The organism is Aquimarina addita, from assembly GCF_039539305.1.
GTDB lineage: Bacteria > Bacteroidota > Bacteroidia > Flavobacteriales > Flavobacteriaceae > Aquimarina > Aquimarina addita.
In genome coordinates, this window is sequence record NZ_BAABCW010000001.1 from 564925 (window position 1) to 582667 (window position 17743).

12 protein-coding genes are annotated in these 17743 nt (G+C 33.3%); 8 read left to right on the forward strand and 4 right to left on the reverse strand.

From position 1 onward, the window contains the following. Position 1 precedes the first annotated feature (1 nt). Both trkA and ABD816_RS02510 read right to left on the reverse strand, forming a co-directional pair. Positions 2–1351, reverse strand: a complete 1350-nt coding sequence (gene trkA, locus ABD816_RS02505) for a Trk system potassium transporter TrkA (RefSeq protein WP_344924420.1) — start codon at positions 1349–1351, stop codon at positions 2–4. Between the two features lie 177 nt (positions 1352–1528). Beyond that, a complete protein-coding gene (locus tag ABD816_RS02510; protein ID WP_344924422.1) occupies positions 1529–3016 on the reverse strand; it encodes a serine hydrolase domain-containing protein in 1488 nt (495 codons plus the stop codon). Positions 3017–3329: 313 nt separating this feature from the next. Here ABD816_RS02510 and ABD816_RS02515 point away from each other — a divergent pair, with 313 nt between their 5' ends. The 4 genes from ABD816_RS02515 to porT all read left to right on the forward strand — a co-directional run bounded on the left by ABD816_RS02515 (position 3330) and on the right by porT (position 9132). Next, positions 3330–5519, forward strand: a complete 2190-nt coding sequence (locus ABD816_RS02515) for a TonB-dependent receptor (RefSeq protein WP_344924424.1) — start codon at positions 3330–3332, stop codon at positions 5517–5519. Between the two features lie 135 nt (positions 5520–5654). Then, a complete protein-coding gene (locus ABD816_RS02520) occupies positions 5655–7343 on the forward strand; it encodes a phytoene desaturase family protein (protein WP_344924426.1) in 1689 nt (562 codons plus the stop codon). A gap of 268 nt (positions 7344–7611) precedes the next feature. Next, positions 7612–8340 (forward strand): bifunctional demethylmenaquinone methyltransferase/2-methoxy-6-polyprenyl-1,4-benzoquinol methylase UbiE, encoded by a 729-nt coding sequence (gene ubiE / locus ABD816_RS02525; protein ID WP_344924428.1) that lies wholly within the window; start codon positions 7612–7614, stop codon positions 8338–8340. A gap of 78 nt (positions 8341–8418) precedes the next feature. Next, on the forward strand, positions 8419–9132 hold the full coding sequence (porT, locus tag ABD816_RS02530) for a type IX secretion/gliding motility protein PorT/SprT (RefSeq protein WP_344924430.1): 714 nt from the start codon (positions 8419–8421) through the stop codon (positions 9130–9132). Positions 9133–9292: 160 nt separating this feature from the next. On the opposite strand, the gene ABD816_RS02535 is transcribed toward porT, so the two are convergent. Next, positions 9293–10024, reverse strand: coding sequence for a TrmH family RNA methyltransferase (locus ABD816_RS02535; protein WP_344924432.1), 732 nt, complete (start codon positions 10022–10024; stop codon positions 9293–9295). A 37-nt stretch (positions 10025–10061) separates the two neighbouring features. On the opposite strand from ABD816_RS02535, the gene tamL reads away from it, so the two are divergent. The 3 genes from tamL (at position 10062) to accD (ending at position 14709) form a co-directional block, all read left to right on the forward strand. Further along, positions 10062–12623 carry a translocation and assembly module lipoprotein TamL gene (tamL, locus tag ABD816_RS02540; RefSeq protein ID WP_344924434.1) on the forward strand — a complete coding sequence of 854 codons (2562 nt, stop codon included), beginning with the start codon at positions 10062–10064 and terminating at the stop codon, positions 12621–12623. A gap of 88 nt (positions 12624–12711) precedes the next feature. Beyond that, positions 12712–13779, forward strand: a complete 1068-nt coding sequence (fbaA, locus tag ABD816_RS02545; RefSeq protein ID WP_344924436.1) for a class II fructose-bisphosphate aldolase — start codon at positions 12712–12714, stop codon at positions 13777–13779. Positions 13780–13842: 63 nt separating this feature from the next. After that, entirely contained in the window at positions 13843–14709 is an 867-nt protein-coding gene (gene accD, locus ABD816_RS02550; protein ID WP_344924438.1) for an acetyl-CoA carboxylase, carboxyltransferase subunit beta, read from the forward strand. A gap of 167 nt (positions 14710–14876) precedes the next feature. Here accD and ABD816_RS02555 read toward each other — a convergent pair whose 3' ends face one another. Further along, positions 14877–17009: a M43 family zinc metalloprotease gene (locus tag ABD816_RS02555; RefSeq protein ID WP_344924440.1), complete on the reverse strand. Its 2133-nt coding sequence runs from the start codon at positions 17007–17009 to the stop codon at positions 14877–14879. Positions 17010–17268: 259 nt separating this feature from the next. On the opposite strand from ABD816_RS02555, the gene rpsO reads away from it, so the two are divergent. Further along, on the forward strand, positions 17269–17538 hold the full coding sequence (rpsO, locus tag ABD816_RS02560; protein WP_344924442.1) for a 30S ribosomal protein S15: 270 nt from the start codon (positions 17269–17271) through the stop codon (positions 17536–17538). The last annotated feature ends 205 nt before the right edge of the window (positions 17539–17743 follow it).

A 17743-nucleotide genomic window follows, 5' to 3' on the forward strand; every position in this document is an offset into this window, starting at 1 on the left:
ATTACAAGAACAGTTTTTCTATTTTCTTGATCGACTTTGGCAGACAACAAACAACTACCCTATCCCCAGCTTTGATATAAAAATCACCTAATGGTATCATCCCTACATCATCCCTTATGACACCCGCTATAATAGCAGACCTGGGGAAATCAAGATCTTTGATGAGATTATTACTTACCTCAGAAGTAGGTTTTACTATAAATTCTAATAACTCAGCATTCATATTATTAAGCTTTGTCATCGCTACTACTTCTCCTTTTCTGATAAATCTGAATATATTATTGGCTGCTAAAAGTTTTTTATTAATCAATGTATCAATCCCTATAGAATGTGACAATTGAAAATAATCCATATTCTCTACTAAAGCAATGGTCTTGCGAACTCCTTTAGACTTAGCTACCAAACAAGACATTATATTGGTTTCAGAATTACCAGTTACCGCGATAAAAGCATCCATCTCATCAATATTCTCTTCTTCTAGTAATTCAACATTACGACCATCTCCATTTATAATTAAGGCATTAGGAAGATCATCTGCCAGATCAAATGCTTTATCTTTATTATTTTCTATTAGCTTTACCCTGAATTTATGATCACAAAGATCACAAGTGGTTTGATGCCCGATTTTACTTCCTCCAAGGATCATTACCTTTTTAATCTGCTCTTTGACCTTTCCGGTTAACTTATATAATTCATCCACTCCCCCTTTAGAAGTCACAAAATAAACCTGATCTCCTTCTTTAAATTTAGTGTCTCCACGGGGAATGATTGTATATTGAGTTCCTGTCCGTTGAATAGCTATCGGCATAAAATGGAGTTCAGGAAAAACCTCAGCCGCTTGTCTAACAGTTTTACCCACAAAAAGTGCTTGTTCTGACAGGGTAGTACCTACCATAGTCAATGCACCTTTTTCGAATTCATAACTATCACTAAATGCGGATTGATTGAGTAATAATTCTATTTCACTCGCTGCAAGTGCCTCAGGTGAGATCAATTCATCAATACCAAACTTAATAAATCCTACTTCTTCTTTATTTTCTATAAATTCAGAATTAGAGATTCTCGCAATGGTTTGTTTTGCTCCTAATTGTTTTGCTAATACACATACTGTAATATTTGTAGTCTCGCTGGCTGTAACACCAATCACCATATCTACTGTTTGTACTTTTGCTTCTTTTAGGATCGCAATAGAAGTAGCATCTCCTTTAATCACGCGTATATCTAGATGGCTATCCGCATAACTAAGACACTCTTTATCCGGATCAATGAGAGTAATATCCTGAGATTCAAATGAAAGTAATTTTGCCAAATGAAATCCTACTTCACCAGCTCCGGCAATAATAATTTTCATCTATATTTTTTATTATGTATCATCAAACGACACTATTAAATAATAGCAATATAGCTATATGGTAAACGCAATTCACTATTTCTATATAATAAAAAGCCCACAAAGATAGTGCAAATTGATAAAATGGTGAAATTATTGACGAATCATAATAAAGTTATTAGAATACTGGTAACAGAATTATTTTTCGATTTTTAAAATCATATTTTTTGATTTATCATTGTCAGGATCCATTTCTAATGATTTTTTATAGTTTTCTAAGGCAATCTCTTGTTGTTTATTTTTATAATAAGCGTCTCCTAAACTACTATATGATTTTCCAGAAGGAAATTTTGTGACCATAAGTTCATAAATCAGAATTGATTTATCCACGTGATTCTCACTTAAAATCCTCGATCCCAAATATGCTAATGTTTCCTCTGATTTTGTTGGTAATTCTGAAGTTAATAATTTAAGAATTTTAATAGCATCTATATTCTGATCTCTTTCAAATAATTTATAGGATAAACGAGCCAACTCCCATTGATTTGAAAAATTATAAACATCTGGACTATTTTTCTTTAATATTTTATATTGTTTAATACCCTCATCAACATTAGTATATGTTTTCTCTCTAATAGTTAGATAAATAGATTTTTGAGGCACTTCATAAGGTTCATCTTTTAATATATGTGAAATAGCATCAACTATTTCTACAATTTTCAAGCTTTTATTATTAGTCATTAAGATTATAATCAAATCCTGTTTAAGATCGTAACGAACCAAAGATTCATAACTAAGTGAAGAACCGTGGTGTTCATATAATGCCAACGCTTCATTTTGAAACATTCCTTGACCTAATGCAGACTCGCCTTCTTCCATATATTTATCAAAAAGAATATATAACGATTCTTTAGAAATTAGTTGGTATGATAATAAATACTTTGTCCATTTTGATAAATCATCAATTGAAGGACATATCCAGCCCGACATTTTCAATTCTTGTTCATCATCATTGATATTACTATTATTAAATCCTCTTACAAAATTTGGGTTTTGATATTGATGATCGATAACAGTATTGTTCATCCCTATGGGTTGTAAAATTTTTTGTTCTATAAACTGATTAAAAGTTAAACCTGATATTTTCTCAATAATTCTTCTTTGAAGAAAAATATTATTATTACTATATAAATATCCGCTTCCTACCTCAAAATCCAACGCGCTAAGGTTTTTTAAGTTTTCATAAATATCATCATCATTCTTGACTTTATCCCAATCGATCAGTGGCAAACCACTACTATATTGTAATAAGTGTCTGATAGAAACCTTATCAGACCAATCTGGCAAACCCAATAGATACTTTGAGACTTTATCATCTAAACTGAGTAACCCTTTTTCTTTTAACATCATAATCCCTACAGAATTAAATTCTTTAGCAATTGAGCCTATATCAAAAAGAGCATTTCTATTAAGCTTTTTATTTTTTTTTCCGTCTGTATAACCTTTTTCGATCCTGTATAGCGTTTTATTATTTTTAATAATCAACACATTACCATTAAAAATCCCCCTATGGTGACACACATTTATTAATGAATCAATTTTTGCTTTATGATTATTTTGAGCATTTAGTTTGATTGTAATTACTAATAAAAAAATAAAAATGGTACTGAAAATTGTCTTACACATAATACATAATGATTTAGTATTAAGACAATTCATTTTTTTGATTTGTTACACTTTGAAAATAAAAAACACGAAACTTCTGGAATCCATAAGATCAATTAGCTCGTGTTTCGCAATCATATTAAGAGACTAAACTTTCTTCAATACCTTTAGCACCTCCAGATAAAAAAATAACTAACTACAAAAGTAAATACAATGTATTGCAAACACCATCCATCAATAATATGACTTAACTTTGATATACCTATTAATTAAAATATTCACATTTAACTTTCATTGTTGGTTATACCTCAATTGAAATTATTAAATAAAAAATATGAATAAAATAATAATGAGTTTACTATTAGTACTACTCTTTTGTGTATCAATAAACGCACAAACTAATGATGTTACGATAAAAGTACTTTCTGAAAGTGAAAGTATACCTCTACCAGGGGCTACTGTTTATTTTGAAATGCTGGCAAAGGGAGCAGCAACTGATATCGATGGTGTTGCCCGTTTCACAGGAATTCCTAATGGTCAGCACGCAGTAAACATATCATACATAGGCTTTGAAACTATACAAACAATTATAAATATCCCTGCTGCATCACCAATCACTTTTTCGTTGATTACTGATGGGAATACACTGGACGAAATTCTCATACAATCCTCAAGAAGTACAAGAACTATTAGAAAAATACCAACTCGGATCGAATATATTGGAGGTGAAGAGCTAAGTGAAAAAAATATGATGAACCCTACAAACATCTCTATGGTACTGCGTGAAAGTACAGGAATACAAATGCAACAAACCTCCTTAAGTAGTGGTAATACTAATATTAGAATACAGGGGCTGGATGGGCGGTATACACAATTATTAAGAGATGAGTTTCCTTTATATGGTGGTTTCTCCAGCGGCTTGAGCATATTGCAAATCCCACCACTAGACTTACAACAATTCGAAATAGTAAAAGGAAGTTCTTCAACATTATATGGAGGTGGTGCCATTGCAGGTCTGGTCAATATGGTATCAAAAACACCCGATTACGATCCATCTTTGGAAATAATGCTGACACAAACGCATGCCTTGGGAAGTACTGCCAATGCATTCTATAGTAAACGAAATAAAAAATACGGAGTGACATTATATGGATCTGCAAATTATCAAAAGGCATATGATCCCGAAGATGACGATTTTAGTAATCTCCCTGAAACTAAAGCTATTTCTATAAACCCTAAACTCTTTTATTATCCATCAGACAAAACTACCTTTTGGTTTGGAATCAATGGTACTTATGATGATAGAACTGGTGGAGATATAACTGCTATCAGAGATGGAGAGAATGGGATCCATCAATATACAGAAAAGAATATCTCTAAACGATTAAGCACACAAGCCGTATATACCACTCAGATAGATTCTATAAGTTCTCTACATATAAAAAATAGTGTCGCTTTTTTTGACAGAGACCTTACCATTCCTGATCTTACTTTTGCCGGATCACAATTCAACTCTTTTTCTGAAGTAAATTACCAAAAACAAAAAGAGACTACCGATTGGATTTTTGGAGCTAATTTGTACACTGTCAATTTTAATGAAAGTGATCAAAACTTACTAAATAGAGATCAAAAAGACGTGACGATTGGAGTTTTTGGTAAGAATATTTTAGATATTTCTGATCACTGGAGTTTAGAAACAGGCTTACGTACAGATTTTGCCAATGATTGGGGTACATTTGTTTTACCAAGAATATCTATACTGTATAAAAACAAAAATGGATTTTCGAGTAGACTTGGTGGTGGTTTAGGCTATAAAATTCCAGATATTTTTACTGAAGAAGCGGAGCTCATTAACTTTAACAATGTACTTGCTATCGACAAAGATATGTTAGAAGCGGAGCGTTCTTATGGAGTCAATATTGATTTTAACTACAACACCTTATTATTTGATACCATTGAACTTTCTATCAACCAATTACTTTATCTAACTGCTATTGAAAATGGACTACTCCTTACTCTAAATACGGCTGACTTTTTTGAGTTTGAAAATGCAACTAATAAGATTACAAGTACAGGTGCAGAAACTAATATTAAATTTAGTTATCAGGATTTTAGATGGTTTTTAAACTATGCCCTTATCGATACGCGTCTGACCTATCTGGAAGGCAATCCACAAAAACCATTAACAGCAAAACATAATGCTGGCAGTGTGATTATGTATGAATCGCCCGTCTGGCGATTTGGTTTTGAAACCTATTATACCGGCAAGCAATTCTTATCTGATAATACACAAACTATGGATTTTATAACACTGGGGTTCCTGGCGGTACGTAATTTTAAGTGGGGTAGTATTTTTACAAATTTTGAAAATTTTACAGACAGAAGACAAAGTAGGTTTTCCCCATTAGTACTTCCGCCCAATGATAACCCAACATTTCCAGAAATCTATGCCCCTACAGATGGATTTATTTTTAGCCTAGGAGTCATCATCAAACCATTTGGAAATGAAGAGGAACATCATTAGAGATAATTATCATTATTACTCAAAATTTGGCATCAATAGTCTGCAAGGCAATTTAATTCATTTTTTATAGTAATTTTAGATTTAAAAAACATGGTATAGCTAGGCTATACATCCATTAAAAAAGAAGCAAATTTTATGAACGATGATAACACAAAACCTGCAGCTACCGTTTTTGATACGATTATTATTGGTTCAGGTGCTGCAGGACTATCTGCTGCCATTTGTTTAGCCCGTTCCGGTCAAAAAGTATTAGTCCTCGAGCAGCACGATGTTCCCGGAGGATGGTGCCATAGTTTTTATTTACAAGGGTATCGTTTTACGCCAGGCGTACATTATATAGGCTTATTAGACAAAGGAGAATCTACAGCCACGTTATATGAAGGATTAGGAATTGCCAATGATATATCTTTCTTTAGGATGAACTCCAAAGCTTATGAGCATTGTTGGATTGGTAATAAACGTATTGATATTCCTGCTGGATTTGATCATACAGCCCAAGCTTTATCTAAGCTATTTCCTGAAGAGAAAAAAGGGATTTCTGCATATTTGGATTTAATTAAAACCGTTACGTACGAGTTACAATTAGTTCCTAAGACAAAAGGATTTTGGGAATTTCTAACAATTCCATATCGCACACGACATATGGGTAAGTATAGCATCTTTAGTCTAAATAAAGTTATAAAAAAGTTTATAAAAAACCCCGTACTACGTGCGGTGCTCAATATCCAAACTGGTGATCATGGATTATCTCCATCCCGAGCAAGTTTTCCTTTACATGCTGCGGTGATGGGGCATTATGCCAGTGGCGGGTATTATCCTGCAGGCGGTGGAGGTGCATTGGTAAAAGCAATGACAAAAGCCATCAAAAGACATGGAGGAAAAATTAAAACCTCTCAGAGAGTAAAAAAAATTCTTTTATCAGGTGAGAAAAAAAAGAAAGCTATTGGTATAGAACTCCAAAATGGAGACAAAATAATGGCAAAAAATATTGTGTCTAATGCAGATCCAGGTAAAACTTTTCTGGATATGGTGGGTATTGAAAATATAAGTAAAAGGCTAGCAAGAAAACTCCAAACCACCAAGTATTCCTGTACTTCACTTATGCTTTTTGTCACTGTAGACATGGATGTTCGTAAAGCCGGACTTGATTCTGGAAATATATGGATGATGGAACATGAGGATCTTGATCTGGTCTTTAGTCAATCCCTACAAAAAGATATTCTATCAGGCGACACATTTCCCGGTATGTTTATAAGTTGTACTACGCTAAAAGATCCTATTAGCTTTGATGGCAGACACCATACTTTAGAAGCAATAACTTTTATCAATCATGAAGCATTTGATTCTTTCAAAAAGGAAAAAGATCGCCGTTCTGAAGCGTATTTGATTTTCAAAGAACAACTCACTAAAAAAATGATCAAAACACTAGAAAAAGCAATTCCTGATATTAGTAACCATATCGTTCAGAAAGAATTAGGCACCCCTATCACTAATGAACATTATATCAATACGACTCATGGTTGCGTGTATGGTACTGAAAAAAGTATGTGGCAGATCGGTCCCTTCTCCTATAAATCAAAAAGTGAAATAGAGAACTTATATTTATGTGGCGCAAGTGTTTTGTCACACGGAGTTGCAGGGGCTGGATATTCTGGCGTTGAGACAGCTGCTAAAATTTTGGATTGTAGTCAGGATGATTTACTACATAAGGATACCACTCAACATATTCATATCTATGAAGCGGAGGATCATAGTGAGTATCCAGATTGGATAAAAGATAAAATAAAAAGTAAGAGAGATCGCGTAGCGAATCGGGTAAAATAGTTTTATATTGAATAGAAATTCGTGAATAGTCATATATATATTATTAAAACATTTTTGAGCACTAAATCAATACAAACAAAATAATAACAGTGGGGTATGATTCGTAAAAAAGATAGCAACACTACTTGTATCAAGTAAACCCCTTTTTTATTTTGACTGATACGCACTCAAAAAACACTGTACAAAAAAATCAAAAATTAAGGCATAAAACAACAAAGTAAAGATCAGTTCGATATCAAAAATGTATATTTGCCTAAATTTTTTTTGAATGTCTAAAAAAGTAACTCCATATAACGATACGAATAAGACCAAAAAAGAACAGGTTACTGAGATGTTTGATACCATTTCAGGTAATTATGACGGTCTTAATCGTGTTATTTCTTTTGGTATTGATATCAAATGGAGAAAAAAGGTAGTACAATTAGTAGCAAACACAAAACCTGAAAAAATATTAGATGTAGCTACGGGCACAGGTGACCTGGCAATTAACTTAGTAGAAACAGGAGCTTCAGAGATAATTGGATTAGATATTTCTGCAGGAATGCTGGAAGTAGGAAGGGATAAAATTCAGAAAAAGAAACTGAATTCTGTTATCACGATGGTATTAGGAGACGGAGAAAGTCTTCCATATGAAGACAATTATTTTGATGCAATTACTGTTTCATTTGGAGTACGTAATTTTGAGCATTTAGAAAAAGGATTAACTGAAATCTATAGAGTATTAAAACCTGGAGGTATTTTTATTGTTTTAGAAACGTCTATCCCCACTAAAGCACCTTATAAACAATTCTATAGATTTCATAGCACTAAAATATTACCATTAATTGGTAGATTGTTTTCAAAAGACAGATCAGCCTACTCATATCTTAGTAAAAGTGCTGCGGCTTTTCCTTATGGAAAGGCTTTCAACAATATTTTGCAAAAAATCGGGTTTATAGAAGTCAAGGATAATCCGCAAACTTTTGGTGTTGCAACTATCTATACGGCCTCAAAATAGTATTAAATAAACCAAAAAATACTAAAATAGCATTTATTGCACGTATTATTTGGTCATTAAATAGAGAATAAAAAACGGATGAAAAGACTTTTTATCGCATTGACAATTATCATATGTACTCAACAGGTGAGTGCGCAATGGCTTACGAGAGAACGAGTTCAGAATCTTCAGAATTTTGATAAACCCAGATTAAGTTGGGGTTACATTCTTGGTTTTAATAGCTATGATTTTAATTTTGATTATGCCGCTGATGCTTCACAAACAGATATTCAGGTAGAGCAAAGTTTTGTAACTGGTTTTAATGTAGGTCTTTTGGGGAATCTTAGATTAAATGATTATCTTGATCTTAGATTAGAGCCAATGGTCACTTTTTCTCAAAGAAATTTAACCTTTACGAATCCAGATTTTAATAATGCTGCAGAAGGTTTTAGAGAAGTAAAGTCAACCTATATCCATGTACCATTGCTATTAAAAGTATCTACTAAAAGATTAAATAACTTTAAACCCTTTATTGTAGGAGGTATATCTACCTCTCTTAATTTATCCAGTAATCAGGATAATCCAGAAGATAATAGCGTAGGTACATTTAGAATGAAAGATCAAACCAGTTATTATGAGCTAGGTTTTGGAATCGATTTTTATTTATACTATTTTAAATTTACTCCTTCTATACGAGGTGTATTTGCTATGTCTGATGAGTTAGTGAGAGATAACGATCCAGAGAGCCCTTATACATCTACTATTGACAAGATGTCAACACGAGGGATTTTTATTAATTTCACATTTCAATAGTTTATTTCGTTAAATAAATTACCTCTACCCGGAAGGGGTACAAAATATCAAACGCAAGACTACTTTGCTACGAGAGTCAGGAAACAAGACTCTTCTATGCTGATGCTATATGCTACACCAAAGGCAGAGACTCTAGCGGTTCTATTAATTAAAAATAGAGCTACCCTCTTCTAAATTCATTTAAGACAATGGCTGCAGCAGTTGCTACATTGAGACTTTCTGTCTTCTGCATATTCCCAAACTGTGGAATGGTAATTCTGTGAGTAACCAAATTTTCTATTTCTGCACAAATACCATTAGCCTCATTTCCCATAATAATTACCCCATCAGTGGGTAAATGTTCCGCATATATACTATTTCCATCCATAAACGTTCCAAAAACCGGAACGTCTTTTTTCATATCTGAAATAACTGTTTGCAAATCCATATATCTAATGTGCACTCGCGTAATAGAGCCCATAGTAGCCTGAACAACTTTTGGATTATAACAATCTACTGTTTGCTCTGAACATATTAAATTAGTAATCCCAAACCAATCACATAAGCGAATGATTGTCCCCAGATTACCTGGATCTCTAATATCATCTAACATAAGTGTCAAGCCCTTAGTTTCAAAATCGTTAACTTTAGGAATATAAAATATAGCTAGCGCCACTTGCGGGGTGCTTAAAAAGCTAATACTCTTTAATTCATCTTCTGTACTTATAAAAGTAAGATTTTCTGGAGTTTTAAAGTGAGTAGCTTCTGTTGTAAATATAGAATGAAGCTTTAGATCAGCATCTATCAATTCTTTAATCACCTTTTTACCTTCAGCAACAAACAATTCATGTTGTTTTCGGTACTTTTTTTGATGTAAACTCTTTATTAATTTCTTTTGGTTTTTGCTAACCATACAAATAATGTATTTTTGACACAATAATAAATCCGTATTGAAACACTTTTTTGCAAAAATAGTATTTGTTATAATAACTACAAGCTTTTTAATTTCGTGTAGCACGGTTAAAAGAGTTCCGGAAGATGAATTCTTACTGGAAGCAAATGAAATTTTTGTTGACAGTGTTAAAAACAGTGATATCAAGTTGAAAAATCAACTATATCAAACAGAAAATGCGAGATTACCACTGCTAAGAACCCCCCTACGACTACATATTTATAATCTTGCCAAAGAAAATCCTGATAGCTCTTATCAAAACTGGTTACAAAATAAGCCCAACAGAGAACAGAAAATGATTAATTTTTTGTCCAAAAAACAAGTAGACAGACTAGGGGTAGGTTATACTGGATTCAATAATTGGCTTAAAAGTACTGGTGAACCTCCGGTAATTGTAGACAGTACAAAAGCAAAAAGATCAGAAAAAAGACTAGAGTCATACTACTGGAATAATGGTTGGTTCAATGTAGAGGCTGATTATAAAATTATCCAAGAAAAAAATCAAAAAGCAACCGTAGCATATTACATAGAACCACACAAACCTTATTTTATAGATTCTCTTAACACTAAAATAGAATCAACCGTTGCTGACTCCATTTATAGAGTCCATCTCAAGGAATCAAAAATAATATCAGGAAATCAATACAGAACATTAGATCTGGAAGCAGAAAGAGAAAGAATTTCTTCACTTTACAGAAACTCAGGCCTATATCATTTTGAAAAAGAATTTATCAAATTTGATGCTGACACCGTAAATACAGATAAAAAAGTTAATTTAAATTTATTAATTAGCAATAGACGGATTACTGAACAAGATATTACTAAAAAAATCCCTTTTCAGATTCATAACATTAGTAAAGTAAATGTTTTTACTGATTACTCTTATGCGAATAGAAATAAAACGCCAAATGATAGTGTTTTTTATAAAGGATATAATATCTATAGTTATGACAAACGAAAATATACGCGTAAAGCAATTACGAATTCTGTATTAATTGCGCCTGGTGAAGTTTTTAGAGATCGTGACAAAACGCGCACCTATAATCAGATTAGCAACCTGAGAACTTTTAAGTATCCTAACATTAGATATGAAGTTGACCCTAACGATCCTGAAGGAACAGATTTAATTGCCAGCGTATTACTTACTCCTCGAAAAAAATATAGTGCCAATGCGGATTTTGATGTATCTACCTCTAATATTCAGGCTTTTGGACTAGGGTTTGGAGGATCTTTTCTAATCCGAAACGTTTTTAAAGGTGCAGAAATTTTTGAAGTTTCTGCAAGTGGAAACATTGGTTCCTCTAGAGATCGGGATGATTCTGAAGATGCCTTTTTTGATATTACTGAAATTGGATTAGATCTTAAGCTATCATTTCCAAAAATTATTTTCCCTTTGGACATAAGTAGTATTATACCTAAATACATGTCACCAACTACAAACCTTATTGTGGGTCTTAGCAGTCAACAAAATGTGGGTCTTGATAAACAAAACGTATCCGGGATATTTAACTATTCCTGGAAACCTTCAACAAAATTACTTAATGATTTAGATTTAATTAATGTACAATATGTGCGAAATCTAAATACCGCAAATTATTTTAATATCTATTCTAATTCTTATTCGTTACTAAATGATATAGCGACAGATGTTTTAGATAGTGACTCTGCGCTTCTTAATCCAGATTCTGGTAACTTAATTATTCCAGAAGGTGCAAACGCATTTATTCAACGATCTTTAGGTGAGAATCCAGATGCAGATTTAACATCAGATGATATAGACGAAATCGATGATATTAATGAAAGAAAAGAAAGACTTACGCAAGACAACTTAATTTTCACCTCTAATTATACATATACAAAAAACAATAGAGAAAATATCTATGATGAAGATTTTTCAATATTCAAATTTAGAGTAGAGCTTGCAGGAAATGTATTAAGTACAATTTCTAATTTAGCAGGACTAAAACAAAACTCTAATGAACGTTTTGAATTATTTGGAGTAGAATTTTCTCAATATGTAAAAACAGAAATAGACTATATCAAACATTGGGATTTAGGTCAAAAAAGTGTAATAGCTGTAAGAGCCTTTGGAGGTATAGCAATCCCGTATGGCAACGCTAATAATATTCCTTTTGCCCGAAGTTTTTTTGGTGGTGGCCCTAATGATAATCGTGCCTGGAATCCTTATGATTTAGGACCTGGAAGTAGTGGTAGTAAAAATGAATTTAATGAAGCTAACATGAAAATCGCCTTGAGTGCAGAATACAGATATAATATTCTGGGATCCTTAAATGGGGCATTTTTTATAGACGCGGGAAACATCTGGAATGTTCTGGATAATGTAGAAGAAGAGAACGCAGTATTCTCTGGATGGGGAGACCTTCAGGAGCTTGCTGTCGGTACAGGAATTGGTTTTAGATATGACTTTGATTTTTTTGTAATACGTTTTGATTTAGGATTTAAGACATTCAATCCTGCTAATGATGAAGACCAAAGATGGTTTAAAGGCTATAATTTTTCTAAAGCAGTTCCAAATATACAGATAAACTATCCTTTTTAAAAAGAGTACACTTGTTTTCAAGTTAATTATGAAATCCTTTTCCGTATAAATTTACTATTTTTGTAAGCTTATTAACTAAAAGCAAATTATGACACACAACATTAAACCAGGAGTTGCTACAGGAGATGAGGTTCAAGCTATTTTTAACCATGCTAAAGCAAAAGGATATGCTTTACCCGCCGTTAATGTAATTGGAACCAACACTATTAATGCTGTTTTAGAAACTGCGGCTGAGTTAAACTCTCCGGTAATTATTCAGTTTTCTAATGGCGGGGCCCAATTTAACGCAGGAAAAGGGCTTTCTAATGAACATCAAAAATCTGCTATAGCCGGCGGTATCTCAGGAGCTAAACATGTACATTTAATGGCAGAAGCCTATGGTGTACCCGTTATTTTACATACGGATCATTGCGCTAAAAAATTACTCCCGTGGATCGACGGACTATTAGATGCCGGAGAGCAATTTTATAAAGAAACAGGAAAACCTTTGTATAGTTCTCATATGATTGATTTATCAGAGGAGTCTATTGAAGAAAACATTGAAATCTGCAAAGAATACTTAGCCCGTATGAGTAAGATGGGGATGACATTAGAGATAGAACTTGGTATTACTGGTGGAGAAGAAGATGGTGTTGACAATACTGATGTTGACGACTCTAAGTTATATACACAACCAGAAGAAGTCGCTTATGCCTATGAGGAGCTAATAAAAGTAAGTGACAAATTCACTGTTGCTGCAGCTTTTGGTAATGTACACGGAGTTTACAAACCAGGAAATGTAAAATTAACACCAAAAATTCTTAAAAATTCTCAAGAATTTATTTCTAATAAATTTGGTGTAGAACACAACTATATTGATTTTGTTTTTCACGGAGGAAGCGGTTCTACTGTTGAGGAAATAAGAGAAGCTATTGGATATGGAGTTATTAAAATGAATATTGATACGGATCTTCAATATGCATTTGCAGAAGGTATTCGGGATTATATGACAAGTAAAATTGATTACTTAAGTGCACAAATAGGTAATCCTGATGGTCCAGAAGAACCTAATAAAAAATATTACGACCCTAGAAAATGGTTAAGAGAAGGAGAAATCACTTTTAAAAATCGTTTAAAAAAGGCTTTTGAAGATTTAAATAATGTCAATACGTTATAACTGATACAACTAAGCTGAAACTCAAAATTTTATGAGTTTCAGCTTTTTTAATACACTAGATTTATGGCTTGGTTTAAGAGAACACAAAAAGGTATACAAACTGCTACAGAAGACAAAAAAGATGTACCAAAGGGATTATGGTATAAGTCCCCTACAGGAAAAATTATTGATGCAGAACAATTAGAAAAAAATTTTTATGTAAGTCCTGAAGATGGATATCACGTAAGAATTGGCAGTAAAGAATATTTCGAAATTCTCTTTGACAATAATAAATTCAAAGAACTCGATCCTAACTTAACTTCTAAGGATCCTCTTAAATTTGAGGATAAGAAAAAATATACCGATCGATTAAAAGACGCTCAAGAAAAGACAAAATTAAAAGATGCTGTGCGAACAGCAGTAGGGAAATCCGATGGCCATGATCTTGTCATTGCGTGCATGGATTTCTCATTTATTGGAGGTTCTATGGGAAGTGTGGTAGGAGAAAAAATTGCCAGAGCGGCAGACTATTCACTAAAACACAAAATTCCTTTTATGATCATTTCTAAATCAGGAGGTGCTCGTATGATGGAAGCTGCTTTATCTTTAATGCAATTGGCTAAAACTTCTGCCAAGCTTGCGCAGCTAGCCGATGCTGGAATTCCTTACATTTCATTATGTACGGATCCTACTACTGGAGGAACTACTGCATCCTTTGCGATGCTAGGAGATATTAATGTAGGGGAGCCAGGAGCATTAATTGGGTTTGCAGGACCACGAGTGGTTAGAGACACTACAGGAAAAGAACTCCCTGAAGGATTCCAAACCGCTGAATTTCTTAAAGAACACGGGTTTTTGGATTTTATTACACCAAGACAAGAATTAAAACAGAAGTTAAATCTATATTTGAATTTGATTCTAAACAGAAAACTACAAGAGGCATCTGTATAACGACAAAGCTGTTAGCTTTATATAAAAAGAAAGCGCTTCATTAGTGACTAAATTCATATAAAAGCTTCCGATAAGATTTTATTAATATATACCCAATAAAAAAAGGTGTTTGATTGCTCAAACACCTTTTTCATTATAATTTGTATTAGATTTTAATACTAATATTTTTATTTTTCAACAACAAATGGAAGCGTTTTAATTTCTTTTCCATTTGCTATCTTAATCATATAAACACCTACAGAAAGAGTAGAAACATCTACAGAATTACTTACCATAGTACCATCCAATACTTTTTGTCCATATACATTATAAATGTGATACGCTGTATCTAAAGATACACCCGTAATATTAACGATACCAGAATTTGTAGGGTTAGGCGCTAAGACCATAGGCACATATCTATCTGCTTCATTTACAGTTCTTATTACTGGAATAGACCTTACTCCTTCTCCAACACAGAATTCTGTAGTTTCGCTAGATCCAAATTGACCTCCAGAAATCAATACAATTCCATTAGCAGAAATACTATAGGCTCCATTTCCATAACCACAGCAAATACCGTCCCCATAAGCATCGGTAATTGTAAAGTTATAACAACCAGCATCAAGACATTCAGTTATCGTTAATGAAGAACCATCCGCTTGACTACCATAAGTTCCTCCAGAAGCAACTATGTTACCAGATGTGTTTGTGATTGCAAAAGATGTTTCTTCAGGATAATTATCAAAAGTAAAGTTAACTTCTATATCCGTACAGGTTCCTGTAGGAGGTCCTGGATCATTTTCAGAACTAAGTACTACTCCATCAATAGCTACATCACCTTGCCAGCTTGATCCTGTAGTCGTATTAAATCGTAATTGCACACTTGACTCACCAACATAAGATGATAAATTTATACTTTCAGCATTCCAATCAGTACCCTGCGTTCCGGATATAGAAAACAATGTTGACCAAGCTCCTTCATTATCTGTTCTCGCCTGTACGCTTAATACTCCAATAGCACTACCGTTCATATGATATTCAAATCCAAAAGTCGCACTAGAAACTCCACTTAGATCAAAACAAGGTGAGTTCAATATGGCATTTTTGTTTGGATACCCACTACCATTTCCAGATGCTTCTACATACATATAATAATCTCCATTTGATCCACTTGATGGTCCTGTATTACTAGAAGGGGTTCCACTAGCATCTCTTGTCCAGTCGATATCATCTGTATCTTCCTCATTACTCCAGGCACCTAAACCAGTTTCAAAACTTTCAGCGTATGGAAAGTTAGAAATAGTACTTGTACATCCTACAGACGGTGGATTAGTAGTTCCTCCCTGACACTTAGTAGAAAGTGCTAAGCTTCTTCTGCTTCCACCAGCTTCTAATACAGCTCGCATTCTCTCCACTTGACCTTCTGTAAATAAATTCATACAGTCATCATCTGTATAATCCATGTAATTCTGTACCATATCTACAGAACCACAAGAAGTTGATCCAACAGAACAGCCACCGTTTGAATCACCAGCCAAGGGAGTATCACTTACCAGATCATCAACTCCACAACCGCCATCACCCCAGATGTGACGTAGGTTCAAAAAATGTCCTACCTCATGTGTAGTGGTTCTTCCTAAATCGAAAGGTGCGGAAAGGTAAAAACCCGATCCCTTTGCACTACTACCAAAATATTGAGGTGACATGACTAAACCATCGGTTGAAGCATTACCACCAGGAAATTGAGCGTATCCTAATATTCCACCACCAATATTTCCAATCCACATATTAAGGTATTGAGAAGTATCCCAAGCATTTACCCCTCCGTTAGAAGCACTTTTAATAGCATCATTCGTCCCCCAACTAGTTCTGTTACTTGCAGTTCTCGTTATACCATCAGTTGTATTTCCATTGGGATCCACACTTGCTAAACAAAATTCAATTTGTGAATCATCTGCCTGACTCCATACATTATCCTGATCAGGATTAGTACGTCTAAAATCTTCATTAAGCACATCAATCTGAGATTGAATTTGTGCATCACTAATGTTTTCATTGTTATTGCTATAAATAATATGCACTACAACCGGAATCGTGATTATGTCTCCATCGACTGATTTTATACCCTGGAGCACTCTAGCTGCGTAATGCTTTTCTATGGCTTCCATTCTCTCGTTCAGCTTAGGATTCGCATTCTTACGATATTCTAAATTGTCCATTGCACCGCAGTTTCGTGATACAGGTTCCTCACCTGAACTTTGTGCAAAGACCGATATACCCATAAAGCACATCAGTCCAAAAATTACATTTTTAATCATGTTGAGTTTGTTTTTTTGTGTTAAAAAAAAATTAAATAGTTTGCCAATATACTTGAATTATTAACAACAAAAAAAGAATATTTCATCAGTAATTATGAAAAAAAGCATCATATTTATGTAGATTATGCATTAATATTGTGCATTAACACACAATATTAATTTAGGCAATCTAACCTCTCATCTATTAAAAAAACATTATATTTGCACGCTGATAGCAAAATGCTATCAATACATAAAAATCATTAAAAATAATATTGGAATGTATTTAACAAATGAAGTTAAAGAAGAAATCTTTGCAAAACACGGTAAATCAAAAACAGACACCGGTTCTGCAGAAGGTCAAATTGCACTGTTTACGCACAGAATTACGCATCTGACAGAACATTTAAAAAATAATCGTAAAGATTATAACACAGAACGCTCTTTAGTAAAACTAGTAGGTAAGCGTAGAAATTTATTAGATTACCTTACTAAAAAAGATATTTTAAGATATCGTGCAATCGTAAAAGAATTAGGATTAAGAAAATAATTAAAAAAGGAGAGGTTATGCCTCTCCTTTTTTATTAGAATCATTTTATGTTTTTCTATTAAAGAGGAACACTACATAACAAGCTTTAGATTAGATATAATGAGAAATAAATTTTCTTTGTATTAAGTTTTAAAGTACAAAAAACGTTTTAATTCAGAAAGAGTTAAAATGAATGCCTTAGAGTTTTTCATTGGTCGACAACTAC